The sequence below is a fragment of the Nodosilinea sp. LEGE 06152 genome (assembly GCF_015207525.1).
GTDB lineage: Bacteria > Cyanobacteriota > Cyanobacteriia > Phormidesmidales > Phormidesmidaceae > Nodosilinea.
On the sequence record NZ_JADEWR010000003.1, the window covers coordinates 193,763 to 217,455 of the forward strand.

At 55.2% G+C, this 23,693-nt stretch carries 23 protein-coding genes, 1 tRNA gene and 1 pseudogene; 11 read left to right on the forward strand and 14 right to left on the reverse strand.

What is annotated here, in order from left to right; all coding sequences use genetic code 11:
• Positions 1-33: 33 nt before the first annotated feature.
• The 4 genes from IQ265_RS05660 to IQ265_RS05675 all read right to left on the reverse strand — a co-directional run bounded on the left by IQ265_RS05660 (position 34) and on the right by IQ265_RS05675 (position 5,641).
• On the reverse strand, positions 34-627 hold the full coding sequence (locus tag IQ265_RS05660) for a DUF1517 domain-containing protein (protein WP_194051429.1): 594 nt from the start codon (positions 625-627) through the stop codon (positions 34-36).
• A 383-nt stretch (positions 628-1,010) separates the two neighbouring features.
• Positions 1,011-3,146: a carboxypeptidase-like regulatory domain-containing protein gene (locus IQ265_RS05665; RefSeq protein ID WP_194051431.1), complete on the reverse strand. Its 2,136-nt coding sequence runs from the start codon at positions 3,144-3,146 to the stop codon at positions 1,011-1,013.
• Between the two features lie 96 nt (positions 3,147-3,242).
• Positions 3,243-4,787: a hypothetical protein gene (locus IQ265_RS05670; protein WP_194051433.1), complete on the reverse strand. Its 1,545-nt coding sequence runs from the start codon at positions 4,785-4,787 to the stop codon at positions 3,243-3,245.
• A 68-nt stretch (positions 4,788-4,855) separates the two neighbouring features.
• Positions 4,856-5,641 (reverse strand): peptidoglycan-binding domain-containing protein, encoded by a 786-nt coding sequence (locus tag IQ265_RS05675; protein ID WP_228037612.1) that lies wholly within the window; start codon positions 5,639-5,641, stop codon positions 4,856-4,858.
• 861 nt (positions 5,642-6,502) lie between these two features.
• Between IQ265_RS05675 and IQ265_RS05680 the strand changes: the two genes are divergently transcribed.
• A complete protein-coding gene (locus IQ265_RS05680; protein WP_194051435.1) occupies positions 6,503-6,781 on the forward strand; it encodes a hypothetical protein in 279 nt (92 codons plus the stop codon).
• 69 nt (positions 6,782-6,850) lie between these two features.
• On the opposite strand, the gene IQ265_RS05685 is transcribed toward IQ265_RS05680, so the two are convergent.
• The gene (locus IQ265_RS05685) at positions 6,851-7,603 is read right to left on the reverse strand and encodes a fatty acid desaturase (protein ID WP_194051437.1); all 753 of its coding nucleotides are present in this window, start codon (positions 7,601-7,603) and stop codon (positions 6,851-6,853) included.
• Between the two features lie 589 nt (positions 7,604-8,192).
• Positions 8,193-8,348, reverse strand: a complete 156-nt coding sequence (locus IQ265_RS05690; RefSeq protein ID WP_194051439.1) for a hypothetical protein — start codon at positions 8,346-8,348, stop codon at positions 8,193-8,195.
• A 59-nt stretch (positions 8,349-8,407) separates the two neighbouring features.
• Here IQ265_RS05690 and IQ265_RS05695 point away from each other — a divergent pair, with 59 nt between their 5' ends.
• The 5 genes and pseudogenes from IQ265_RS05695 to IQ265_RS05715 all read left to right on the forward strand — a co-directional run bounded on the left by IQ265_RS05695 (position 8,408) and on the right by IQ265_RS05715 (position 10,999).
• Positions 8,408-9,223: a TonB-dependent receptor gene (locus IQ265_RS05695; protein ID WP_347404925.1), complete on the forward strand. Its 816-nt coding sequence runs from the start codon at positions 8,408-8,410 to the stop codon at positions 9,221-9,223.
• A 108-nt stretch (positions 9,224-9,331) separates the two neighbouring features.
• The gene (locus IQ265_RS05700) at positions 9,332-9,772 is read left to right on the forward strand and encodes an ABC transporter substrate-binding protein (protein WP_194051443.1); all 441 of its coding nucleotides are present in this window, start codon (positions 9,332-9,334) and stop codon (positions 9,770-9,772) included.
• Positions 9,736-10,353 (forward strand): ABC transporter substrate-binding protein, encoded by a 618-nt coding sequence (locus IQ265_RS05705; RefSeq protein ID WP_194051445.1) that lies wholly within the window; start codon positions 9,736-9,738, stop codon positions 10,351-10,353. Before IQ265_RS05700 ends, IQ265_RS05705 begins: the two co-directional genes overlap by 37 nt.
• An 11-nt stretch (positions 10,354-10,364) precedes the next feature.
• Positions 10,365-10,493, forward strand: a pseudogene (locus IQ265_RS29830) (MFS transporter); the annotation flags it as partial.
• A gap of 269 nt (positions 10,494-10,762) precedes the next feature.
• Complete coding sequence (locus tag IQ265_RS05715; protein ID WP_194051447.1) at positions 10,763-10,999, forward strand: hypothetical protein; 237 nt, start codon at positions 10,763-10,765, stop codon at positions 10,997-10,999.
• Positions 11,000-11,204: 205 nt separating this feature from the next.
• On the opposite strand, the gene IQ265_RS05720 is transcribed toward IQ265_RS05715, so the two are convergent.
• From IQ265_RS05720 to IQ265_RS05730, 3 genes are all read right to left on the reverse strand, one after another.
• Entirely contained in the window at positions 11,205-12,248 is a 1,044-nt protein-coding gene (locus tag IQ265_RS05720; RefSeq protein ID WP_194051449.1) for a pentapeptide repeat-containing protein, read from the reverse strand.
• A gap of 325 nt (positions 12,249-12,573) precedes the next feature.
• Positions 12,574-12,646, reverse strand: a tRNA-Phe gene (locus tag IQ265_RS05725).
• An 86-nt stretch (positions 12,647-12,732) separates the two neighbouring features.
• Positions 12,733-13,182: a PPC domain-containing protein gene (locus tag IQ265_RS05730; RefSeq protein WP_228037614.1), complete on the reverse strand. Its 450-nt coding sequence runs from the start codon at positions 13,180-13,182 to the stop codon at positions 12,733-12,735.
• 341 nt (positions 13,183-13,523) lie between these two features.
• Here IQ265_RS05730 and IQ265_RS05735 point away from each other — a divergent pair, with 341 nt between their 5' ends.
• Complete coding sequence (locus IQ265_RS05735) at positions 13,524-15,431, forward strand: FAD-dependent oxidoreductase (protein ID WP_228037616.1); 1,908 nt, start codon at positions 13,524-13,526, stop codon at positions 15,429-15,431.
• Between the two features lie 103 nt (positions 15,432-15,534).
• Entirely contained in the window at positions 15,535-16,716 is a 1,182-nt protein-coding gene (locus tag IQ265_RS05740) for an esterase-like activity of phytase family protein (RefSeq protein WP_228037617.1), read from the forward strand.
• 197 nt (positions 16,717-16,913) lie between these two features.
• Here IQ265_RS05740 and IQ265_RS05745 read toward each other — a convergent pair whose 3' ends face one another.
• The 5 genes from IQ265_RS05745 to IQ265_RS05765 all read right to left on the reverse strand — a co-directional run bounded on the left by IQ265_RS05745 (position 16,914) and on the right by IQ265_RS05765 (position 20,551).
• On the reverse strand, positions 16,914-17,468 hold the full coding sequence (locus IQ265_RS05745; RefSeq protein WP_194051453.1) for a hemerythrin HHE cation-binding protein: 555 nt from the start codon (positions 17,466-17,468) through the stop codon (positions 16,914-16,916).
• Between the two features lie 202 nt (positions 17,469-17,670).
• A complete protein-coding gene (locus IQ265_RS05750) occupies positions 17,671-18,252 on the reverse strand; it encodes an NAD(P)H-dependent oxidoreductase (RefSeq protein WP_194051455.1) in 582 nt (193 codons plus the stop codon).
• A 121-nt stretch (positions 18,253-18,373) separates the two neighbouring features.
• Complete coding sequence (locus IQ265_RS05755) at positions 18,374-19,156, reverse strand: ABC transporter permease (RefSeq protein WP_347404926.1); 783 nt, start codon at positions 19,154-19,156, stop codon at positions 18,374-18,376.
• Between the two features lie 10 nt (positions 19,157-19,166).
• Entirely contained in the window at positions 19,167-19,964 is a 798-nt protein-coding gene (locus IQ265_RS05760; RefSeq protein WP_194051457.1) for an ATP-binding cassette domain-containing protein, read from the reverse strand.
• 113 nt (positions 19,965-20,077) lie between these two features.
• A complete protein-coding gene (locus IQ265_RS05765) occupies positions 20,078-20,551 on the reverse strand; it encodes a MarR family transcriptional regulator (RefSeq protein WP_347404917.1) in 474 nt (157 codons plus the stop codon).
• A 261-nt stretch (positions 20,552-20,812) separates the two neighbouring features.
• Here IQ265_RS05765 and IQ265_RS05770 point away from each other — a divergent pair, with 261 nt between their 5' ends.
• From IQ265_RS05770 to IQ265_RS05780, 3 genes are all read left to right on the forward strand, one after another.
• Positions 20,813-21,967 carry an NAD-dependent epimerase/dehydratase family protein gene (locus tag IQ265_RS05770; RefSeq protein ID WP_194051459.1) on the forward strand — a complete coding sequence of 385 codons (1,155 nt, stop codon included), beginning with the start codon at positions 20,813-20,815 and terminating at the stop codon, positions 21,965-21,967.
• A gap of 94 nt (positions 21,968-22,061) precedes the next feature.
• Positions 22,062-23,195 (forward strand): glycosyltransferase family 1 protein, encoded by a 1,134-nt coding sequence (locus tag IQ265_RS05775; protein ID WP_194051461.1) that lies wholly within the window; start codon positions 22,062-22,064, stop codon positions 23,193-23,195.
• 230 nt (positions 23,196-23,425) lie between these two features.
• A complete protein-coding gene (locus tag IQ265_RS05780) occupies positions 23,426-23,686 on the forward strand; it encodes a hypothetical protein (protein WP_194051463.1) in 261 nt (86 codons plus the stop codon).
• The last annotated feature ends 7 nt before the right edge of the window (positions 23,687-23,693 follow it).

Consider the following 23,693-nt stretch of genomic DNA (forward strand, 5'->3'; position numbering starts at 1 on the left):
GTAGTCAAAGGTTAAGCGTGATGAATTTAAAGACTAGAGCGGAATAAGTTCAGGAAAATTTTCAATTAGCTGATCCGATGTGAGTTCGTCTCCCAATTGAGCAGGAGAAAAATGTATCTGAATCGCCCTTAAAGTTCCCCTGTAGTTCAGATCAATTAGCGCTTTCAAGCCAGCTCTTAATGCAGTGATGTCGGCCAAATTGGTTTCCAATTCAGATACTTCGCCTTCACAGGCAACTGCGATCATGACAACCACATTTTGTGTCATGGGAATAGCAAAATTTTCACTGTTATTTGAGTCAACGTCTACCGCACTACCGTAACGCCCAGCTGAGTCAGTAAATAGTTCGCTGACGTAATCCCCGGCTTCGCCCTCATCCCAAACAACATCTCCTTCGTTAGCTGCCGACTGCCAAAAAGTTTCATACTCCAGCAAGCTTTCACAAACCCGCACGAGTTGCTCGCCCAACACCTGCATGTCACCTTCTGAATCGATCGCTTTACGTGCCGCTTGATTGAGCACACCCAGGAGTGGTGCTACTTCTCGGCCAGAAAGATGCACAAAAATGCGACATACAACAAAGCGGGTCTGTCCACTAAGCTGGTTGAAGCGATCGCGCAAACCCATAGCAATTTACTTTGATCAAGAGAAGCGTACAAGCTTCATTGTAGAGAGCCAAGTTCACGGCTGTCTTGACCTAAAGGCTGATTGATGGGGCGATTGCTATCGTGGGCAGACCGATAACTCAAGGGGAGTAGCGATGGCCATCGCGCTTAGGACATCGGCCTCTTCCAGTGGCAAAAACTAGGACAACGCCATGGCGTATAGCCATCGCTTCAGGGGACAGTCATGTCCTAACCGCTCGGACGATAGCTATGCTAATAAGGGTTACAGCTTTTTTAGAGGAGTTTTCTTGATAACAGGCAGCATCAGGGCAAACTAACCCTTTTTGACAAATACCCTCAGGGAGGCGAGTAGGACGTGAATTCGCCTCCCAACACCCCTTCAGTTCATTTAGTTGGGCAGGCTGGAACCCGTTTACAGATAAAGCCCAAAAGCTGAACTTCTGGGTTGCTGATTTGCGGAGCAGGATAAAGGGTGAACTCTACCCTAGTTTCACTGGAGTTAGCCTGGGACGCAATCTCCACCGTTTGAGTAGCCGGGATAATTTTCTCAGCAGTTTCGCTCGATAGCATGATCTGATACCGACCAGGACTGAGAGACACAATCGTTTCTGAGCGATTGTTCAAAACCTCAACCTGCTGAGAATGTTTCCCTTCGATCATCACCTTAGCTGCCCCTGTAAAGGGATAAGTTTTGCCAGCAACCTGTTCCAGTAGGCAAATCTTTAGTTGCCCGGTGGCTTCAGGGACCATAGTAATGACGGGCGGGTTTGTAGTCTGAGGAACGGTAACAAATCCGCTGGCCGTGATGAAACCTGGTTTATCAACCTTGACGGCGTAGCGTCCCTGGGGGAGCCGAGCCGTGAAATCGCCATTCTGACCTGTATGCACAAACCGTGTACCGTGTGGTGTCTGTATCGTCACCATAGCCTGGTATAACCCTCGACCTTGAGGATCAACTACCTGCCCTCGAGCTGGCATCATCAGAGCTTCGCGCTGAAGTAAATCAATCCGATGCCTGAACTGCTGAGGAAACAACTTACTATTTAGTTGACCTGTTGGCTGGATGTCTACAGGCCTCAACTTCGCTGCATCGGCTACTTGCAGCTGAGCGTTTTTTGAAAGATCCATTTGGGAAGGCGAAGACTGGATGGCTTTGGCCACTTTGAATTGAGATGCTTGGGCAAGGGCTGGCTGAATAGAATGGCTGCTAATCAGTGGAGCGACCTGCCCCGATGCGACTGCCGATTTGACCCGCAAATTGTAGGCGGAAGTTGTTTTGTGTTCTAACAAAGCCGAGTTCACCTGTAGGGAATTGACCTGCATAACTTGAGCTGCCAAGATTTCGTTGGGGGTAATGGCATAGGTGAGCAAATCGGAGCTATCCACCGTTGCAGCCTGAACCGTTGCGACTTTGGCAGTTGCGGCCTGGGCCTGGGCAAAGTGCTTTTGCGAAGTTGGCACTCCTTTAACAACCACGTTGCGGGCAAGCACCAGACCAAAAACGTAGCCAGGAATCAACTTTTCGGTATTACCGTTTAAGACACCGTCCGAAACGGGCCGTGAGGGGTTACGCCATTTCCAGTTTTGGTGCTCAAACAGGGCAGGCCACAGCCAGGGACGGGAGCAGGTGACGGTTTGCACTTCTAGGGTGATGGACTCAATTTCACTGTCGTCAAGCCCCGCTGCTCCGCCGGGGGAGGAGGTGCCATTGCTCTGCCACTGGGCGATGTCTTCACGGGTCAGTTTGAGGGGAATCCAGTTGTCTTCCGACAGATGAGATGGCGAAAAGTGGCAACCAACATGGGTAGCATGGGAAATTGGGTCGGCAATTCGCATCAAGGGGATAGCAGCCACCATGTCGCGCACAGCCAGGGGAATGCTGTCAATGTCTCGCTCCGCTGCGTCAATAATGCCTTCCGCCGATCGGAAGTTGTGAACTCGATCAATCGCCTCTAGGGCCTCGCGCTGCTCTTTAACCAGGCTCTCCAGGGCGCTGAGTTCCCCTGCCAAAACCGTTTGCTCTTGAATGCTTTGGGCCCTTTGATGGTTCAGGCGCATAGCCATCAAGGCGACTTCTTTTTTTTCAAGATCAGCCCGTAGTAGGCAAAATTCCTGGTAGTCGGGTCGCTTAATGATTTGCGGCTCCTCATAAAGCAACGCCTGGGCCTGATCGTAACGGCGTTGTTCGGCCTCGCCTAGAGGGGGTCTAACAAATTGAACGTTGGCCAAAATTTGTGGGAAACGCTCCGATAAAAAACCTGGGGAATCATCTGGGGAAACTACCGTTTCTGAGTTGATCTGAATGCAGTCGACCAGACGAGAGATTTCGACTAAACGGGCTACCGACTCAGGCTGATCTAGGCGATCGGCAGCAAGCTTTTGCAAAACCTGGAAATGTTCTTTCCCTAGAACGACCCCTAAGGGCACTTGGGCCACATAGAGATCGTCTCGACGGAACTCTTTAATAACGGTCTCTGCCAGCTTAGAGAGCAGTGCTTTGCTGGCCTTTTGAGTAGACATAGGAGCCTCCTTGTAGTGCCTCCATGGGTGAGGTCGGCAGGCCCAGGACCATTGGGGTTCCCCTGTCCTTGACCCGCCGACATTTGCTTTGTGGGATTAGATCCAATCCTTGACCTTAGGATTGGGATCTGGGCTCTTATCCAAGGTGTGGCACAGGAAGCCGAGGAGCTGTAGGCCCTCAACTTTCATGCCTTCGCGGGTGAAGCTGTAGTTGTAGTTGCTTTCACCTTCGCGGTTACTATGGCTACCGCCCAGGAAGAATGGCCCGTAGGACAATCCGCCTCGACCGCTGACTTCCTGTGCTCTGCGCTCGTATTGGCTGTTATATTCGCCAAAGTTGATACACAGATCTTTGATGAAGACGCAGTCGGTGGTAATGGCCGGCATTAACCCGTTGGGAGGGGTTCTGCCATCGGAGAGCAGGGTGTTTTTGTACTCTTCGTTTTGCTGGTCAAAGCGCCAGAAGCCACTCTTGACAAAGGCCAGGTTGATGGCAGGGCGGTAGATGGTGGCGCGGCACATCTTGAAGCTGAGGCTGAAGGTTTCGGCGTTCACCTGGCCTTCCCACTTTTTCTTGTCAACGCTGCCGCCACCGCCGATGGTAAAGGGGCCGATGCTCAGGCCGCCACCGCCGCTAGTGCGGCTAGCGGAGAACTTGTGGTTGCTGTTAAAAGACCCGCTGTTGAAGTAGAACTCAGTCCACCCGGAGTCGGAACGGGCAAATTCAGCGGGGGCTGGGGCCGTATAGAGGAAGTTCGCCCCGGAGGAGGGGTTGGTTAACAGGCTGCGGAAGAAGTCTTCCTTGTAACGCTGTTTCAACAGGGCAAAGCTGCGGCCTTCTACGGCTGCGATCGCAGCATTAATCCGGTCGTAGGTGTCCCGGTAGCCGTTGCTGATCCAGTCATTTTCAGCCGCTCGCACCTTCATTTGCATGAGGGGGGCATTGATTGCAAACTGGTGCACGGCCTGCTGGTCTTGACCGGCCAGCGCAGAAATGCGCAGGTTGTTATAAGCTAGGGCTTCGCCATAGTAGGCCAGCATTTTTTCGCGATACTTCTGCACCAGCGCTGTTTCGCGCGTAACCTCTACGGGTTCGTCGGTCACTAGGTCAACTTCGGTCTTGGTTTCCTGCAACAGCGATCGCCAGCGCTCAATTTTCTGCTTGGTTGCTTCGTCGGGTTCAACGTTGTAAACCTGTGAAAACTGAAGCGCCATAGCATAGGCATGGGAGATCCGAGTTTCCGGGTTCCAGACATTGATGCGCCCAGAGTTAACGATGCCGCTGGTGTCGGGCACCAGATCGCAAAGGGCAGAAAAGGTTTCTGCGGCCATATATTTACGGCGGGCATCGGCAGCCAGGGCAGACGGATCAACCTGGGCTTCTTCATCTTCGGCGTTAGCTTTATCAGGGCCAACAGCTTGATCAAGCTGGTTAGGATCAGCCCCACGCCGAACAACTCCCCCAAACCCCTCCAGGGCATAGTTAAAAAAGTCTTGGGTCAGGGGATAACCTGGGCTACAAAATGCCAAGTAGTGATCATCACTTTTAGGAATGGCTTTACCATCACCGTTTAACAGCACATCACTGATTTTTCCCAGCACTGAATTCATCACTACTTCAGGTTCAACATTCTTAGGCATGACAAAAGTCCTTAGTAATTACAAAAATTTCAGGCAAAAACATGAACAAAACGCCTGTGGCTTAGCCTCTAGCGAGATAGCAAAATGAAATCCTTGTTGGTATATCCACGGGATTGGGAACACACCTCATAGCCTTCCCGTGACCCTTCATCGTTGGTGTTACCTTCAATGGTGTCGAAGAACAATTCATGAGTTTCTTCGACAATACCAACGTGAGTCCAATCGGTGCTGGTACGCCGCACCAAAAACAAACTGCCAGGAGGGATCTCCCGATGTCGGGCCTCTGCCTCTGACACAAAGAGCCCTGCGGCCTTGGCCTGAGCGGCTAGAGAATCACAGGAAAACGAACCCTTAATGGGCATATCCACTTGCAAAGATTCTGTAGCCTGCTGCAATACAAAGGTGACAAACCCGGCACACCAGGCCCAGGAGGTACCGTCGTTGCCCTTCATATAGGTTCGCACCCATGGGCCGCGATTTTGGCCGCCAATTTCGCGGGGGTGTTGGGCTAAATGAGCTCTAGCGTAATCTAGTACCGCTGAGTTTAACGACGTTGATATGGTTAACCGCTGACGCAGGGTTTCCCTTAGGGGTTCAACCAGATGATCGAAGGTTTTTTGATTGACTCGACCATTGGCAGGCAAGAACATATCCTCTTGAAAACGACCTACAAGTTCTGCTGTAATTGGGCCGTAATTACCATCAATGGCAACGGAATATCCGCGAAGGGTTAACCATTCCTGCACACGACGGGCTAGCAAGCCCCTTGCCCCGACAGAAATATCGCTATCAAGATCGATTTCGTCCTGAATCCAAGGTGCCAAACCCAAAGTTTGGCCTTCAAAAGTATACATTTTTCGCCATTCCTTAAACGCAAAGTAAGTTATTCAAAACCGTCAAACAATGAAGGGCTGACAACGGCTTAGATGAAGAAAATGACGGTCTACCTACGGCAAAAAATAGCCGATTCGACAGCATTTGTTTCAAATAACTTTTATTTTGACCGAACTGAGACAGCTCCAAAGCCAAAATCAAATCCTGAATAAATCAGCTCAACAGAGCTTTTTCAGGAAAAGTTTCTTGGAGGTAACCCTCGTCTTGCTTGAGTTGAATTCATCATAGGCGACGAAAATAGTCGCGCCTATTACCCAAACGGGTAATAAGCAATATTGGTGCCGAGACAAGCCGCACCTTTGGTAAATCTCATGCGTCAATTTTGCGGTGGGAAGAGCGTCTCGCGCATCAGGTTGACAAGCGATCACTCCCGTGAGTGTGGAACGAGAGGTGACATTAGAATAGGATGAAGCTTACATCCGTGTCAGCGAGAGCTTTCTCCCCCCTAGTTCCGCTCGTGAAGCGTTATCACAGGCATGAGGTTAGACCATCAACTTCATCAAACGCACCGATCGCTACTGGTCTCTCCCCCAGGGCAAGTCACAAAGACAAACTGCTGTTTCCATGGGGACTCAGCAGGCTTGGCAGTGAGCGCAAGCTTGTCGGTACATTCGGTGGTTCACCGACGGTGAGCAGCGCTACGCCAAGGCTTTGTGAATTTGGGTTTAAGGCATCTCGGAACGATAATGGGGAAGGGCTACATAGAGTCTTTGGAGCGCAGTCGGTTTCATTAAAATTCAGAAATAAGGTTTTCCTAGAGGCACGGATCGCGGTATTCTGCTGAGTTCGCCATTAATTCAAGCCCTATTGTGTTTTAGGCCATGCCTGCAAAAGGTGAAATCAACATCACGGTTAAATTTAGCGGTATCCCAATAGCCACTGCTGCTCCTGGTGGAAATACCAGAATCGAAGTGTATTGTGATGGCTACACTGTCCTGGCCAATATCAAGACCAAAACATTCAAACGCTTTATTGAGATGGCTATGGAGTATGACTACTGGGAAGGCGTCGTGAGCGGCAAACTTCACCACATTCAAGGCCATCAGCTAATCCTTAGCCACGCTGGTCTCCATTGCCGTGAAAGGAAACCAGGCGGCTAGGGGAATCGCAAGCGACGGGCTAAATAGTCCCATGCACTAGTCAATGAGGTTGCTATATCCGGCGGAACGTCATGCTTTGCCGTCTTTATAAGCTTGAGGCAACTGGTACCAGGGTAAATGAGGATTTAGATGATGCTCTCGGTGATACCCAAAATGGTAGCAAGCAATAAGCGACCAGAAAACTGGTAGATGAATGCTTTTAATATCTTGACCATATTCAGGTGCGTTGTCGCGTTGCCGATGGGGAAGGAAGATGCCGAAGGTGAACAACTGTAATGAACTGAGCACCATGGGAATAATCCAAAAAAGAATCAGATTAGTCGCTGGAATGCCGCAAACCATCAAGGCACCGAAAATCAAACTAATGCCAATTAGCGACACCCAAATCTGCCCACCCGTCTGGTAAGTTTTCATAAACTGGATGTACCAGAGCCAGAATTCCCCCATACCTACATCATGATGGTCAGGATCTTGTTCGGTCGCGGGAAAGCGATGGTGGAGTCGGTGGTTCTTAGCCAGTAGCTGATAGGGTAATAGTGCGTATAGCCACGAGGTCACATAACCGAATGCGTCGTTCAGCCTATGAAAACCAGAAATATTTCTGTGAATGGCTTCGTGGGTAACGATGAATAAACCAGTGTGTAAAAATGTTCTGACCAGAATTGCCCAGAGCCAACAAAACAAGGGAGTTTGAGCATCGAATAGGGTAAAGGTACCCGCTAAACTGACAAGCCACATCAATCCGATTAAGCCAGCCCAGTACAGACTCAACTGAGATTGGCTAAAGCTTTTGAAGGGGTGTGATGGTGATTGACTGACCATATCTAATCATGTTTCCAATCTGAACAAGCTAGTCTTCTGTAAGTACTGCCGAAGCGATATCAACATCTCTGCTAAAACCCCAGGCCTCTTTCAGAAGTTCACGGGAAGTGGTGACTGGTTCAGCATGATCTCTCACAGTTAAATAAGGAGAGGCTAATCATCTGCTTAAGAGAGGTGTTGAACCCAAGTTTCAAAAGCTTGAAACTCAAACTTCTGCTCTAAAGACAGTTGATCACGAATACCCACGGGTGACATTCCCTTAGCTATTGCTAGTAACGCTACGTTAGTTAATGTAACGTTTCGTTGAAGGCATTACATTAATCTCCTTCTTCCGTGGTACTCATCCTGAAAACACACCGTTCTAGATTGGTGTGCTCTGCCACAACAGCGAATCATCCGCCTAGCCGTAACGCTTGTAATCTAATGAATCTGGCTACTACGGATAAGGCAACGGAGGGTAGGTGAGGAAAGAATGCGTGTTTGGCCTGCAAGAAGGTGCTGCGGGCCGATGTGTCGTTAGATAACTACCGGGAAGGGGTGTCGCTACAGACCAATGTGGTGGGCGAGTTTGAGACTGGCCCACACTCTGCTAGCGGGAGTCGATCTGAGCCAGTTTAGTGCCAGCTTGTTTACCGGCGGCAACCCGTTTGCGCCGCTGCCGCTGAACATTTTCAACCCGGTCTACAACGCCTTCCCACGTAACCCAGCGCCGCAGATTCCCCTGGTGAATGAGTTTTATTCGCACCCGCACCCTGGGGCTCTATCTGCAAGATCAGGTGCAGTTTGGCGAGGCGCTGACCCTTGGTGGCAGGTCAGCGCTACGACCTAATTGACCAGGCGATCGCAGCCACCGCCTCGCGCCCCTCAGACCCAGCAGGCAATTCTGCCCAAAACCTCAGCGCCCTCAGCCCACGGCTGGGGCTGGTCTATCAACTGATCCCGGAACTGGCTCTCTACGGCAGCTATGCCCAGTCCTTTGTACCCAGCCTGTCTGTGGGCGTCGATGGCGACTTTCTAGAACCCGAAACATCGGGCGGGTTTGAGGTGGGGGCCAAGGCCGAATTTTTGGACGGCAATTTGTTTGCCACCCTGGCCTTTTTCGACATCACCAAACGCAACGTGGCCACGGTGGCCGACCCACTCACCGGAGCCTCAATTGCCACTGGAGCCCAGCGCAGCCAGGGCGTTGAACTAGACGTGCAGGGTGAAATTTTTCCAGGCTGGAACGTGATTGGCTTCTACGCCTACACCAACGCCCGCATCACCGAAGACAACGTGATTCCGGTGGGAAATCGCCTGTCTAATGCCCCTCAGCACAGCGCTGGACTGTGGACAACCTACCAAATTCAGGACGGAAGTTTGCAGGGGCTAGGGTTTGGGCTGGGGGTTAACTACGTCAGCAACCGCTTTGGCAACCTCGATAACGACTTCGAGATTGGCAACTATTTCATTACCAATACCGCCCTGTTCTATCGCCGTCCCAACTGGCAACTGGCTCTCAATATCAACAACTTATTTGATGCCAACTACATCAGCAGCACCAGCGGCTCTGACCGCAATACCGGCATTCGACCAGGGGAACCGCGATCGATTGTGGGGTCTGTTTCGGTGAACTTCTAAGCCGTAGGGTGGGCAATGCCCACCACAGCCCACCATCGGGGAGTGTGTTTCCTAGCTGTGCCTTGACCTCTTTGAATTTTGAACCAGCAGACTAATGGGATGGCGCGTATGGGTTTACTAAACCGGCGATGGCTGGCGGTGGCGTTGATGCTCTGGGGTGTAGCCGCCTGTCAAAGCCCTGGGGGCAATGGCGCGAGCGATTCTGAGATACCCTCTACCGCCTGCCGCCCCGTGCCCCACGCTGCTGGGGAAACCGAGATCTGCGGCACCCCCCAGCTGGTGGCCGTGCTGGGGCCTAACCTGCTGGAGCTGCTGCTGGTGCTGGGGGGCCAGCCTGTGGCCTTTGGCGACCACATTCTGTTCCACGCCCAAGACTACACCGACCCGGCAACGCAAATTCCCTACCAGGGCGATCGCATTACGACCCAGCCCATCAACCTGGGGTCAGACTTCACGCCCAACCTGGAGGCCCTGCTCAGAAGCCAGCCCGATTTGATCTTGGCACCCCCTACTTGCCCCCCGAACAGCAGGTCGCCCTGGCTAAGATAGCGCCCACCCTGCTGCTCGACTGGTTCGAGACCGAGACTAACCTGAGCGCGATCGCCGCCGCCCTAGACAAACCCGCTGCCGCCGAGGCGGCCCTGGCCGATCTAAACCAGACTGTGGCAGCCGCCCGCCAGACCTTTGCCCCGCTGGTGGCCCAATCACCCCAGGTGTTGATGCTCTCTTCCACCGATCTCAAAGAAATTCGCCTGTTCACCAGCCAGGAAAACTACTGCGCTGAACTGATAGAAACCCTGGGTTTTGAGTCTATGGCCCGTCCGGGGCAGGAAGCTGCTCCCCTATCGGTGGAGGCGCTGCCCCAGTTTCAGGACGCTGATCTGGCCCTGCTGTTTGGGGTCAACTGGGCGGTGCTGGGCCAGCCCACCGACGGCGAGCGGTTTGAGCAGCACCAGCTGGGGCCGTTGCAGCGGGCCTGGCAGGGTAGTGCGATCGCCCAATCTTTGCCGGTGAGCCAGGCCGAGCAGGTCTACTTTTTGCCCGCCTACCTGTGTCTGGGGCTGCCCGGCCCCATCGGCACCGAGCTGTACCTGAACGAACTGAAGCGGCAGCTGTTGCCCCCCGAGTGAGCCTTACCGCTATGCATACTTTTATCATTCTCTGGCTGGGGCAGCTGGCCTCGTCTGTCGGCAGCGCCATGACCTACTTTGCCCTCACCCTATGGGTGTGGGAGCGCACCCAGTCGGCCACGGCGATCGCCCTCATCCTGGCCCTACTACGCCCCCTTGGGTACGCTTCCTCTTGGACTGGCTGCCGCGCCGAGGAAGCCGCCCTCAATTGGGGACACGTGGCCCCAGACTGCCGAGAGGTGTTAATCGCTGAGGCCCTGTCCCAGGCCCAGAAAGAGGCCCAGCACACCAAAACGTAAAAACTACCCAGTTCCCCTGTGGTGACCGCCTCGCCCGCCTGCTGCGCCAGCAGCGGCCCCACGAAGGCTGTCGAGAAGGGTGGGTGTTCCCCGGCAAAGAGGGGGGCAGTATGAACTACACCAATTTCCAGACCCGTTTTTGGCGGCCCATCGTGAAGGAGCTGGCCGAGCAGGGCCACGTCGCCTTCTACCTGACCCAGTACCACACCCGCCACACCTGGATCACCGGAGCACTCGAAGCTGGCGTTTCAGTGCAGGATGTGAGCTACTTAGTCAGGGTCTCGACCGCGATAATTTATAAGCACTACGCGGCCAGGGCCAGGCGTCCGATCATCCCTGAATTTTGACCTGGACTAAGCCCGGCCTAAAACACCCAACTGGCACAGGGGCAAAACCCTTGAAACCTCGTTGGCCCAGAGTGAGCAGAGGACATCGCCACCAAAACGGCAAAAGCCCCTTTAGAGAAGGGGCCTAGACCGCATAGCGCACCGTTGAATAGTTGCCGTCCCACGCAACTAGGCTCGCTGGACTATGAGACAAACAGCGGCGCAATCAAGGGTGGTTAGGCCCAGCAGGCGGTTTAACCTCGATGCCTAGCTGTGTTTTGAGAGCAGTTGGGATATTTATTGCTTGGGCGACTTCGGTTATGTCTGGCCAAATTGTTTTCTCCCCAATGATGTTTTCGAGGTTGGCCGCGTAGAGGTGAGCTCCGTGGAGGTTCGCCTCGGTGAGGTAAGCCCCATGGAGGTTCGCCCCGGTGAGGACGGCACCGCTGAAGTTGGCACGGAGCAGCTTGGCACCGACTAGGTTGGCACCGAGCAGGCTGGCATTACTGAGGTCGGCGCTGAAGAGTTTTGCACCGCTGAGATTGGCACCGCCGAGATTGGCACCGCTGAGATTGGTACTGAAGAGGTCGGCATCACTGAGGTTGGTACTGAAGAAGTTAGCTTCGCAGAGGTTAGCACCGAAAAGGTTAGCACTGAGGAGGTTAGCACTGAGGAGGTTAGCACCGCTGAGATTAGCCTTACTGAGATTGGCACCGCTGAGGTTGGCACCGCTGAGGTTGGCACCGCTGAGGTCTATTGTTTGTTCGTTTTCTATAGGTGTACGCCGTCCAATGACAGTTAGAGTACTTTGAATGTCTTGGGATAAGGGCTTCTCCCCTTCTTCTTTAGGTGCCCCTCTAGTCCTAACGAAAGCTGTTAGGACTTCCATGACAACAGAGTGATCTGCTTTAGAGTCCCTTGCGATTCGTTCAAGGGAGTAGATACCGCCAAGCCTGACTTCTAGCTTTTCATCAGCTAACATCTCAACAGCTTTGCTGAAACGGTCTGTGACGTTTTTATCCTTTGTAAGCTGTAAGTTTTTCCAAGCCAGAACGGCTGTGACGATAAAGCCTAGCCCTGCTATGGTCTGAATGACTTTTAGGGCATTGTCTCGATTAGCATTTAGTAGTTCGGCTTTTGCTTTCTCATCAGTAATAGATGGGGGAACACCCATCTGAGGAACTCTCCAGATGAAAAATACTAGAAATGAAAGACCAGCTATTGAACCCAGCACCCACAATCTTATGTTGCCTGTTGGAAGCTTAAGCATGCTGGCTTGTGGCTAATGATATTTGGGCAAATCACATTGGCTAAGTGTACTGCCCCGGTAGGGTGGCTCTGGCCACCCTACCGGGCGGCATAGCAACTTTAACCCAAGTGCCCAGCTCAGCTAGATCGCTGACTGCACTCTGCCCCGGCGATCGCGCCCCACCGACAAGGGCACCATAAGCGAGCAGCGAGTTCCTGAAAGTAAGTTCCACCGTAGATGATATCAACAGCCCCCCTAGCCAACGCTGCAGCTAAGGGGGGTCGTTCTTTTGGGGAACCGTTGGGGGAAATTAACATTCCCTGCATTAGCCAACGTCTAGAATGTATGCCAGGAGGCGGGCTTGAACCGCCGACACGAGGATTTTCAGTCCTCTGCTCTACCAACTGAGCTATCCCGGCGAGGGAGCGCAAACTTCAGCGCTCACTTAAGATAGCAAGCCGGTGTCACACCTGACAAGACTGCAGGGAAAAAATGCTGATATTTTCTACTGCACCTCTCGCAGGCGAGCTACCTTGAGGTAGAAGTTGCCTGCCCCTTGCCCGGCGTAAGCGCTCACCCGCACGGTGTAGGAACCAGACTCTTCGATACGGGCGAAAAGCAAAGAATTGGTGGTGCCATCGGGGCCGTCGTCGTTTTCGCCCATGGTGACGCCGTCCTTGTTCATCAAAACCACCAGGGTGTCGAATTCGTCAGAGACGACATCGATCGCAACCTGGTCACCGGCCTCAAGATTTACCGTATAGTCGCGGGCAAACCCCCCTGTACCCGTGGGAATATCGCGATCGCTCAAAGCGTCATTAACTTCACGCGAGGCCGGTAGCACGATGGGGGTATAGACGGCGGTCTGTGCCCTGGCTGGCAGCGACGTTAGGGCCAGGGTCGTCAACGCGAAGGGCAGCAGCAGGCGGCGATAGAGGCGAGGGTGAAAGAGCATAGATTCTGGGAGAATGGGAGGTAAACATTGCCCAAAGGCACGAGGTCGTGCTCATTATGGCCTAGATCTCCAAATTGCTCCGGGAACTAAAAAAGTCTACACATACCCAACCGCTCTACCCTGCGCGGTGGCTAGCGTTGACCCAGTCTGACTACGGACGCTGAAAACTGGGCTTTTGGTTGCGTCGTTTCGCTATTTCGTTGCTACACTCACAGACGACCAACGCCGTAGGTATGCCGCCTTTGTCCATGCTGGAGCGCCGCCGCCATCGTTCACTACCCTCAATGCCCAGAACCAGGCGCAGGCGACGACAAGCTCCGCGTCGGCGGGCGTTGATGACCATGGCCCTAATTAGCAGTACCCTCCTGCTGGTGGCCTTTCGCGGGGCCAGCGAGTACTGGCGACAGCCCCTAGAGTTCACCCAGCGCCCGGTGGGTCAAATTGTCAATCGGGCTGAGGTGGCCACCGGCATTCGCCAGATTCAAACCGCCAACGGTCGCCCAACCCTCACCCCCCTGCCCCTGGCCGAAGAGGTATGGACCTGCGAAGTGGTGGTAATTGGCGGCACCCTGGGAGGGGTTGCCGCTGCGGCCCAGGCCATGAAGACGGGTGTCACGACCTGCTTAATTGAGCTCACCCCCTGGATGGGGGGGCAGATTAGTTCTCAGGGCGTGTCGGCAATCGATGAGTCGCGGGCAATGCGGTGGCGACGCAATTTTTCCCCCAGTTGGGAAGCGTTTAAGGCGTTGATCAGGCGTCAGCCTGTGTACCTGCCGCCGTGGACGGGGCTGCCTGCCCAGATGCCGGTAGACCAAACCAACAGCTGCTGGGTGGGGGAGCTGTGCTTTACACCCCGTGCCGGAGCTACCGCCGCCGAGATGTGGCTACGGGAGGCTGCCAAGAGCGCGCCTGAGAGCCGCTGGGCCACCTCTACAGCCTTTAAAGGGGCCGCCTTTGACGCCTCAGGCCGCTATGTGACGGCGGTTTATGGGGTGCGCCGCATTCCCTTGAATCCAGACTATGTGCCTACCGGGCGGCTCTCCCAAGAGCTAGAGCGCTGGTATGCCTGGTCTGACGATGAGGCCTACAACAAAATTCCGATTCGGCTGCAGTCGCCCCCCGATCGCCGCATGATTGTGATTGACGCCACCGATACTGGCGAACTTGTGGGCTGGGCTAACTTTCCCCATCGCCTAGGGTCTGACGGCCAGGCCTTTACCGGCGAAGTCAACGCCCCAGCTCAAGACAATCCCGACTGCACCCAGGCCTACACCTACCCCTTTGTGCTGGCCACCCTCAACGACAAAAACGAGAGCCTGAGGGAACTGCAAAAAATAGACCCCGTCCTGAGCAAAGCTGAGCACCGCAACGAATTTAACCTGGAGGGGTTTCCATTCTTCAACTTTGGCAGCGTGTTTAACTACCGCCGCATTGTCAGCCAGGTGGCGGGCAACTCCAATGTCAACCTGACCCGTCTGGGTGAAATGACCCTGATCAACTGGAACAAGGGGAACGACTGGCACTTTATGGACCCACCCCTGGTGTTTACCGAAGAGGACATTCGCCTCTCGGGGCAGCGCCAGGACTGGCTGGGAGGATTGTCGACAGAATCGCTCAACTACGGCGAAGTTCATGCTCTAAAGTTTGCCGAGTGGCTGATCGAAACTGAAGCCACCAACAAACTGCCGCTCACCTATCTAAGCGGCAGTGCCTCTCCCCTGGGCACCCAGTCGGGCCTCAGCATTGCGCCCTATATTCGCGAAGGGCGGCGCATTTTAGGTCGCCCGGCCTACGGGCAGGACAGCTTTATGGCGGTGGAAGCCGACCTGCGCGAAGACATGACGGGCGGGCGTGACTTTAGGGCTACCGCCGTTGCCCTGGCCCACTATGACATCGACATTCACGGCTGCCGCTACCGGTCTTGGCGGCCCTCCTACGAGGCGGCGGGGGCCAGCATTAAAGAGTTTGTGGTGCGGCCCCTGCAAATTCCCCTGGAGGCGCTGGTGCCCCAGGGGGTCGACAATGTGCTGATTGGGGGCAAAAGCATTGCCGTTAGCCACATTGTCAATGGGGTAACGCGGGTGCACTACGGCGAGTGGAGCGTTGGCAGCGCGGCGGGGGGCACAGCGGGATGGCTCCTGCGCTACGGCAGGCCGTACGATCTAACTCCGGCTCAGATTGTGGTGACGGGGCAAATGCCAGCGCTCCAGACGTTTTTGATTGAGCAGGGCCTGCGGTTTACCTGGTAGCGATCGCGGGCCAGGGCTGGGACACGCAACCTTGGCCTATCCTAGAGGGTGCTGGCCCAGAGAAAGAACCAGAGCCAGAAAGGTATACGAAAAGGGTGTGAAGATGGCAAAGGGGATGCGCCGTAGGCTGTGGCAAGTGGTGTGGCGGCGATCGCAGGCCCTGGCGCTAGCCCTGGGCTTACTGCTGCTGGTCACCAGCTGCGCCATCCCGCAGATCAAGGCGGAGGACCGGCTGTTTATCCCTGTCACCGTTGAGCTGCTGGATGTCTACAATCTGCCGCCCCAGTCGTTTGAGGGCACTACCGTGGGGGGAATATCGGCGCTGGTCTACGATCGCCCCCGCGATCGGATCTACGCCCTCTCCGACGATCGCGGCCGCTTTGGCCCTGCCCGCTTTTACACCCTGGCCGTTACCCTGGGGGGCAGTGCCAGCCAGCCCCAGTTCGGCACCGTTCGCTTTGAGGCCGTCACCCCCCTACTCGATGCCGCCGGTAACCCCTACCCCAGGGGCAGCATCGACCCCGAGGGTATGGCCCTATCGCCCCGCGACTCGCTCTTTATCGGCAGTGAGGGCGATGTGGAGCAAAATGCACCGCCCTTCATTGGCGAATTTGACCGGCAGACCGGACGGGTGATCGCCACGCTGCCCCTGCCCGAGCGCTACCTGCCCGACGACCCCGACCAGGCCACCCGAGGTGTACAAAACAACCTCAGCCTGGAAGCCCTGACGGTGGCTGGAACCTCTGGCGGAGCGGGCATGATCGAGCCCTTTCGCCTGTTTGCCGCCACCGAGTCGGCCCTGGTGCAAGACTACAACAACGACCCCAGCCAGCCCCTCAACAGCCGCTTCTTGCACTACTTAATCGGCGACGACCAGTCAACGCTGATTGCCGAGCACCGCTATCCCCTCGACTTAGAACCCTCCGGGGCAGTGGTGAACGGTCTGACTGCCCTGCTGGCGATCGACCCCGGCGGGCACTTTCTGGCCTTAGAGCGCGCCTTTGGCCTGCGGGGCATGCAGGTCAAGCTCTACCAGCTGGCCACTGGCGGTGCCACCGATACCTCCACCATTCCCAGCCTGGCCGGGGATGTGGCGGGGATCTCGCCCATTCGCAAGCAGCTGGTGCTCGACTTTGCTGAGACGCCCCTGGCAGTAGATAACCTGGAGGGCATGACCCTGGGACCACGCCTGCCCGACGGCAGCCAGAGTTTGCTCATAGTCAGCGACAACAACTTTGAGAGCGATCGCGCCACCCAGCTGCTTCTTTTGCGGTTGCAGATGTAATGCTTCTATTGCAAATGTCTACTGGATTAGGACAGGTTCGGCGCAGGGGCATTGCAGTGCAATGCCCCTACCAGAGGATTTCGCCCATTTTAAAGTGTCCTACTCAATCGACCGCTGCTATATCACGCCAAAATAAGGGGTAGGCCCTCGCCCACCCCCTACTCAGAGAAGATTGCCAACGGTCGTAGAGACGCCAATTAGCTAGCGGCGCTGCCGATCGCCCCTTTGAGAGCCGCAATACCCTGCTCGACGCTGGCCCACAGACCCATATCAGGCTCTTGACCAGCTATTTCACGGGTGCCAACAAAGTACAGAACGCCTTTGAGCACCTCCTGGTGAGCCCGATTCTCAAAGTTGACTTTGTTGAGCGGCTCCATAGCGTTTTGAAGGTCATCGCTCAGGGTTTGACCCACCTTGTGCAGCACCAAACCATTCATTGTCTGCTGGTGCTTCAGCAATTCAAGCTGAAAGAACTTGTCGTATAGAGACAATTCTGAACCGTTCATCATTTGGGTGACGGCTTCAGCATGCTTTTGGGTAATATCGCGCGGCTCTGCTGCAGAACCCAGCTTAGTCGCGGCCTCTTCAATGTTGCTGAGGTTGGCGCGATCGCTCTTCAGCATCCCTTCCAGGCGCTCACGAATGGTGTGATCGTCGGTGGCCGTCATGAGCTTTTGCTCGCTGTCAATCAAGACATTTTGGAAAAGCTTCAGGTCAGCAAGTTTGGTGGTCAAGGTTGTCATATCAGTCATTAGATGTATTTCCTAACTAAAAGTTTGATAGTGTTTCATTACTCACAATTTTTATGATTCCGTAGGAATTTAGGGGCATCCTCTCTCTTTGGAGAGGTTCGAGTCGAAAGCCGTCTGCGCCACCCAGCTCCTTTCGCGGCTGACCCTATAGCGACCCCTTAGGCAAGACCCGCCCAGCTACCCAATGCTCCCAAAAACCCTCCTAAAAGGGTTTGCCCTTTTCGTCTCGCTGCCGCTTGAGGGCTTCCTCGTACCACTCCAGCTCGTCTAAAAAGGAGCCGAGTCGTTCGATCAGTGACTCATCCTGAGGTTCTCCATCAGCATTGAGGGCTTCGGTAATTTTTGGGATGGCAAACATCGACGAAATGGTTGGCATGCCCATCTCGCCCAGAAACACTCGCAGGTGGACGGCGGCCCGCACACCCCCAAAACCACCCACGGAGTAAGAGACTATTCCCGCCGGGCGAAAGTAGTACTCTTCAAGGAAGTGATCCATCAAGTTACTCAACCCCGGCAGGATGGAGTGGTTGTATTCGCCCGTCACTACCACAAACCCATCGGCGGTGCGAATGTGCTCGGCCAGCTCCTCCATTTTGGCCGGGGCTTGGCCAGGTTCATGCTCTTTATACATGCGATCGAGCAGGCCAAAATCGTACTCCATGGCATCAGCAAAGACAGTGGTGTGGCCGCGCTGAGTTAGGTGCTCTAGCAGAAATTTGGCGGCCCGAATACCGTTGCGATCGCGTCTGTACGAACCGTAGAAAACCACTGTTTTGAATGCCATGGCCAAGCAACCTCAATTAGGACGTGGGCTCTACTAGAACCACCGCCCCATCTTAGGGCGCAAACCTTAAATTTCAGTGAGGCAACTGCCCCAGCATATAGTCCCTATCCAGGCGCTGCCCCTACCGCACCAGCCGTGGATACAGCCGCCCACAAAAGGCAATCAGCACAGCAGCCACGCCCACCAAAATCGACAGGCTCAGCCCCAGGCTGTAGCTGCCCGCCGGCTCTACCAGCATCAGCTGGCGCAGGGCATCGACCATGTAGGTCAGCGGGTTGAGCCGCGACACTACCTGCAGCCAGACGGGCATAATCGCGATCGGGTAGATCGCGTTGCTGGCAAAGAACAGCGGCATCATCATCAGCTGCCCGACGCCCATCACCCGCTCGTGGGTCTGCGCCCAGCAGGCCACAATCAGCGAGAAGGTCGAAAACAGCGCCGCCCCCAGCATCACCACCAGAGCCACACCGAGAATCGCCAGGGGGTTCCAGTTAATTCCCACCCCCATCAGGGCCGCCACAATATAGATGACTAGCAGCTGCGATAGACACCGCACCCCAGCCCCGATCGCCTTACCCAGCACCAGGGCCGACTTGGGCGCAGGGCTGACCATCAGCTTGTGCAAAATCCCCAAATCCTTCTCCCAGATCACCAGCAGCCCGGTGAAGATCGACATAAACAGCACGCTCTGGGCGAGAATGCCCGGCGTCATAAAGTCGATGTAGCTGAGGTCGCCCGTGGGAATGCCCCGTACTTGAGTAAAGACCTGGCCAAAAATGGTTAGCCACAGCACCGGCTGCACCGCGCGGGTAAACAGCTGAATGGGGTCGTGGCGCAGCTTGCGCACTTCCAGTTCGGCGGCGACTAGGGCCTGGGCAATAAAGTCTTCGACGGGGGCGGTCACTCGGCCTCGATTAACCCAGTCGTTTAGCGGTACGGCGTGTGGTTGACGTGTCACGATAGCTTCCTTCGGTTTCAGTACTGAGTGAGTTGCGGGTGTAGTGAATAAATACGTCGTCCATGGTGGCTTCAGGATGAGGCACGGTGGCCTTGAGGGCGGCGGGGGTACCGATCGCCACCTGCTGACCCTGGTAGAGCATGGCAATGCGATCGCACAGCACGTCGGCCTCTTCCATAAAGTGGGTGGTGAGAAACACCGTGGTGCCGTAGTCGCGCCGCAGCTGCAAAATTAAGTCCCACATGGTTTTGCGGGCCACCGGGTCGAGCCCCACTGTCGGCTCATCTAAGAACAAAACCGGGGGTCGGTGCAGGGTGGCCTGGGCCATCTCCAGCCGCCGAATCATGCCGCCGGAGTAGGTGTTCACCAGGCGGTGGGCCACGGCATCGAGCCCCACATAGGTCAGGGCGGCGTGGATGCGATCGAGCCGCTGCCTGCGGGGTACCCCGTAGAGCTTGGCCAAAATCAGCAGGTTTTCGTAGCCGGTCAGGGTGCCATCCACCGAGAGCGCCTGGGGCACGTAGCCAATGCGCCGCTGCACAGATCGCCGCTGGCGGCCAATGTCAAACCCGGCAATGGTGGCCCGCCCGCCGCTGGCGGGCAGCAGGGTGGTGAGCATTTTGATCAGCGTGCTCTTGCCCGCCCCGTTTGGCCCCAGCAGGCCAAAGACTTCGCCCGGCTCTACGGTGAGGGAGAAGCCATCGACCGCTGGCTTAGGGCCGAAGCGTTTAGTGAGTTCCTGAATTTCGATCATGGGTGGAGGTCGGTGGAGGGATGAGGGAGATGGGGGTGATGAGGAGACGGGGGAGCTTTTAAGGTTGAGTGTTGAGTTGGGCAGGGGCTTCGATTCAACAGTCAAAACGTCTCTTACTCCTGCCCTCCGGGCTCATCAAACAGGTCAGCCAAGATCGCCAGGCCTGCCTGCACCTGCTGAAGCTGGGTTTCTGACAGCGCTGCCAGGCGATCGGCCACAGTCTGCAAGGTGGTATCGTAGACCCGCTCCATTTGCGCAGCACCTTCGGCAGTCAGGGTAAGAATGATCCGCCGCCTCTCAACGGGGTCGCTAATTCTGTTGACTAGCCCCCGCTGCACCAGGCGCTCCACCATAGCCGACATGGTAGGTCTGGTGACATCTAAATAGTCGGCAATCTCTGAGAGGGATGACCGCGATCGCCGCCGCAAAAAGTACAGCACTCGCAGCTGCGACAGCGACAGGTGGGGCTTGCCGTGGCGACGAATACCCGCCCGCAAAAATCGCGTCACCGCCGGTACCGTCGTCATCAGGTCTGCCGCACACTGGCTAGGCGTAAGGGGGCCGGGCGTAAGGGCTTGGGTAACCACGGGTGAGGTGCTCGCTCGAGCAATAGTTAGCTTAACTAATAGTTAGTTTAGCTGACTACTTTTAGATTGTGGGCCTGTTGCAGCCCATCCACCTCATCAATTTGAGGCAGCCGCAAAACTCTGGGAACGGCTTAAGTTAACGCTCAATTTGGCGGCTGCAGAAAAAATCCTTCCGATTCCTCAATCTTTTATTCAGTGGTTTACAGGTCCGCTAAACCTGGTAGATTGTCTTGGTATCAGCAAAGAGATTGAAGCATTGATATGAAAGTCCTTGTAATTGGCGGCGACGGCTATTGCGGGTGGGCAACTGCCCTGTATCTTTCCAATCGCGGCTACGAAGTCGGGATTCTTGATAGTTTGGTGCGGCGTCACTGGGACGCTCAGCTTCAAATCGAAACGCTGACCCCGATTGCCCCCATCCAAAGCCGCCTGCAGCGCTGGAAAGACCTCACCGGCAAGCACATCGACCTCTATGTCGGCGACATCAACGACTACTCCTTCTTAGAAGAGACGATGCTGGAGTTTGAGCCGGAGGCCGTAGTGCACTTCGGTGAACAGCGTTCGGCACCCTTCTCAATGATTGACCGCGAGCACGCCGTGCTTACCCAGGCCAACAACGTGCTGGGCAACCTGAATTTGCTCTACGTGCTGCGCGACCACTTCCCTGACTGCCATCTGGTTAAGCTAGGCACCATGGGCGAGTACGGCACCCCCAACATTGATATCGAAGAGGGCTACATCACCATTGAGCACAATGGTCGCAAAGACACTCTGCCCTACCCCAAGCAGCCGGGCTCCTTCTACCACCTCAGCAAGGTGCACGACTCCCACAACATTCACTTTGCCTGTAAGGTATGGGGCCTGCGCGCCACCGACCTCAATCAGGGCGTGGTTTACGGCGTGCTCACCGAAGAGACCGGCATGGATGAGCTGCTGATCAACCGCCTCGACTACGACGGCGTGTTTGGTACCGCCCTCAACCGCTTCTGCGTGCAGGCGGCGGTGGGGCACCCCCTCACCGTGTACGGCAAGGGCAGCCAGACTCGCGCCTTCCTAGATATTCGCGATACCGTGCGCTGCGTCGAAATTGCGATCGCCAACCCCGGCGATCCCGGTGTCTTCCGCGTGTTCAACCAGTTCACCGAAATGTTTAGCGTCGGCGACCTGGCCATGATGGTGAAGAAAGCAGGCAACACCCTGGGCGTTGATGTCGAAATCAACCACATCGACAACCCCCGCGTTGAGGCCGAAGAGCACTACTTCAACGCTAAAAACACCAACCTGCTAGAGCTGGGTCTACAGCCTCACCTGCTGTCTGACTCGCTGCTCGACAGCCTGCTCAACTTCGCCGTCAAGTACAAAGATCGCGTTGACAAGAATCAAATTCTGCCCAAGGTTCAGTGGCGGCGCGATTAGTAAGTAAATGGGCCAAAATCACGCGTTGATTTTGGCCCATTTACTCGTTTACCCTCTCATTTTCAATCATTTTCTTTAGTACCCCTCGATTGTTATGCGGATTGCTCTCTTCACCGAGACCTTTTTGCCAAAAGTTGACGGCATTGTTACCCGTCTCAAGCACACCGTTGATCATTTGCAGCGCCAGGGCAACCAGGTTTTAGTGTTTTCTCCCGAGGGCGGTCTGACCGAGTACCGGGGAGCTAAAATTCACGGCGTGTCTGGGTTTCCGCTACCGCTGTACCCAGAGCTAAAGCTAGCGCTGCCCCGACCTTCCATTGGCGAGGCGCTAGAAGATTTTCAGCCCGATTTGGTGCACGTGGTAAACCCGGCAGTCTTAGGACTGGCGGGCATTTACTATAGCAAAACCCTAGATTTGCCCCTGGTGGCCTCGTACCATACCCATTTGCCTAAATACCTGGAGCACTACGGCCTCGGTATGCTCGAAGGGTTGATGTGGGAGCTGATCAAGGCGATGCACAACCAGGCCCAGATCAACCTGGTCACCTCTACCGCCATGCAGACCGAGCTGTCAGAGCACGGCGTCGAGAATATTGAGGTGTGGCAGCGCGGCGTGGATACCGAGCTGTTTCGCCCAGAACTCGCCAGTGCCGAGATGCGCGATCGCCTCTCTCAAGGTCACCCCGAAGCCCCGTTACTCCTCTACATCGGTCGCCTCTCCGCCGAAAAAGAAATTGACCGCATTAAACCCGTGCTAGAGGCTATACCCAACGCGCGGCTAGCGCTGGTGGGCGATGGACCCTACCGCACCGAGCTAGAGGCCCACTTTGAGGGTACCTTCACTAACTTTGTTGGCTATTTAGCCGGAGAAGATTTGGCCTCGGCCTACGCCTCCGCCGATGCCTTTGTCTTCCCCTCCCGCACCGAAACCCTGGGGCTGGTTTTGCTAGAAGCGATGGCGGCAGGCTGTCCGGTGGTGGCGGCAAACTCGGGCGGCATTCCCGATATCGTCACTGACGGGGTCAACGGCTTTTTGTTTGACCCGACGAATGAAGAGGGGGCGATTGTCGCTACCCGCCGCCTAATTGAGGCTAAGGCCGAGCGCGAGCTGATGCGCCGCAACGCTGTCGCCGAGGCCGAACAGTGGGGTTGGGCCGCTGCCACCCGTCAGCTACAGCAGTTTTACCGGCAGGTGCTGGCGCAGCGATCGCTGCCAATGGCGGCTTAGCCCGCCTCAGTGGGTTAGTCATATCGTCATTTCGCGGTGAGTACAAGCTGAAGACAGCGACTTTGGAGGGGTGCTATCGAGTCAGATAGCGCCCCAATGTTTAGCTTGCCAGCTTCCGTAGTAGGTTTTTGGGTCAGTGTTACCCATCGAGTTAGCTTGGTAGCTAAGGCCATCAGCTAATAGTTGAAAAGCTGAGTCCTGGGACGATACCAGGTCCAGATCTTAGCGTTATGGTTGCGTTCTTCAGCCGTATTAGTCCTGCCCAAAATCTGCATATTAAGCCCGACACCTTTATGCTGCGCCTAAAGCAGGAAGGTACCCTACCCGAAGAGGTTTCTCCAGAAGAAGTGGCAGGCGCAGTGTTTTCAGCCACCAAAAAAATTTTGCCTCCCCAACGAAATCAAGACATCCGGCCCTGCTGCTCAATGAACTTCGGCAAATTTGAGAGCGGGCTTAACAGTCTTGGTATAGCAACCAGTGCGGGTTGCTAATAGATTC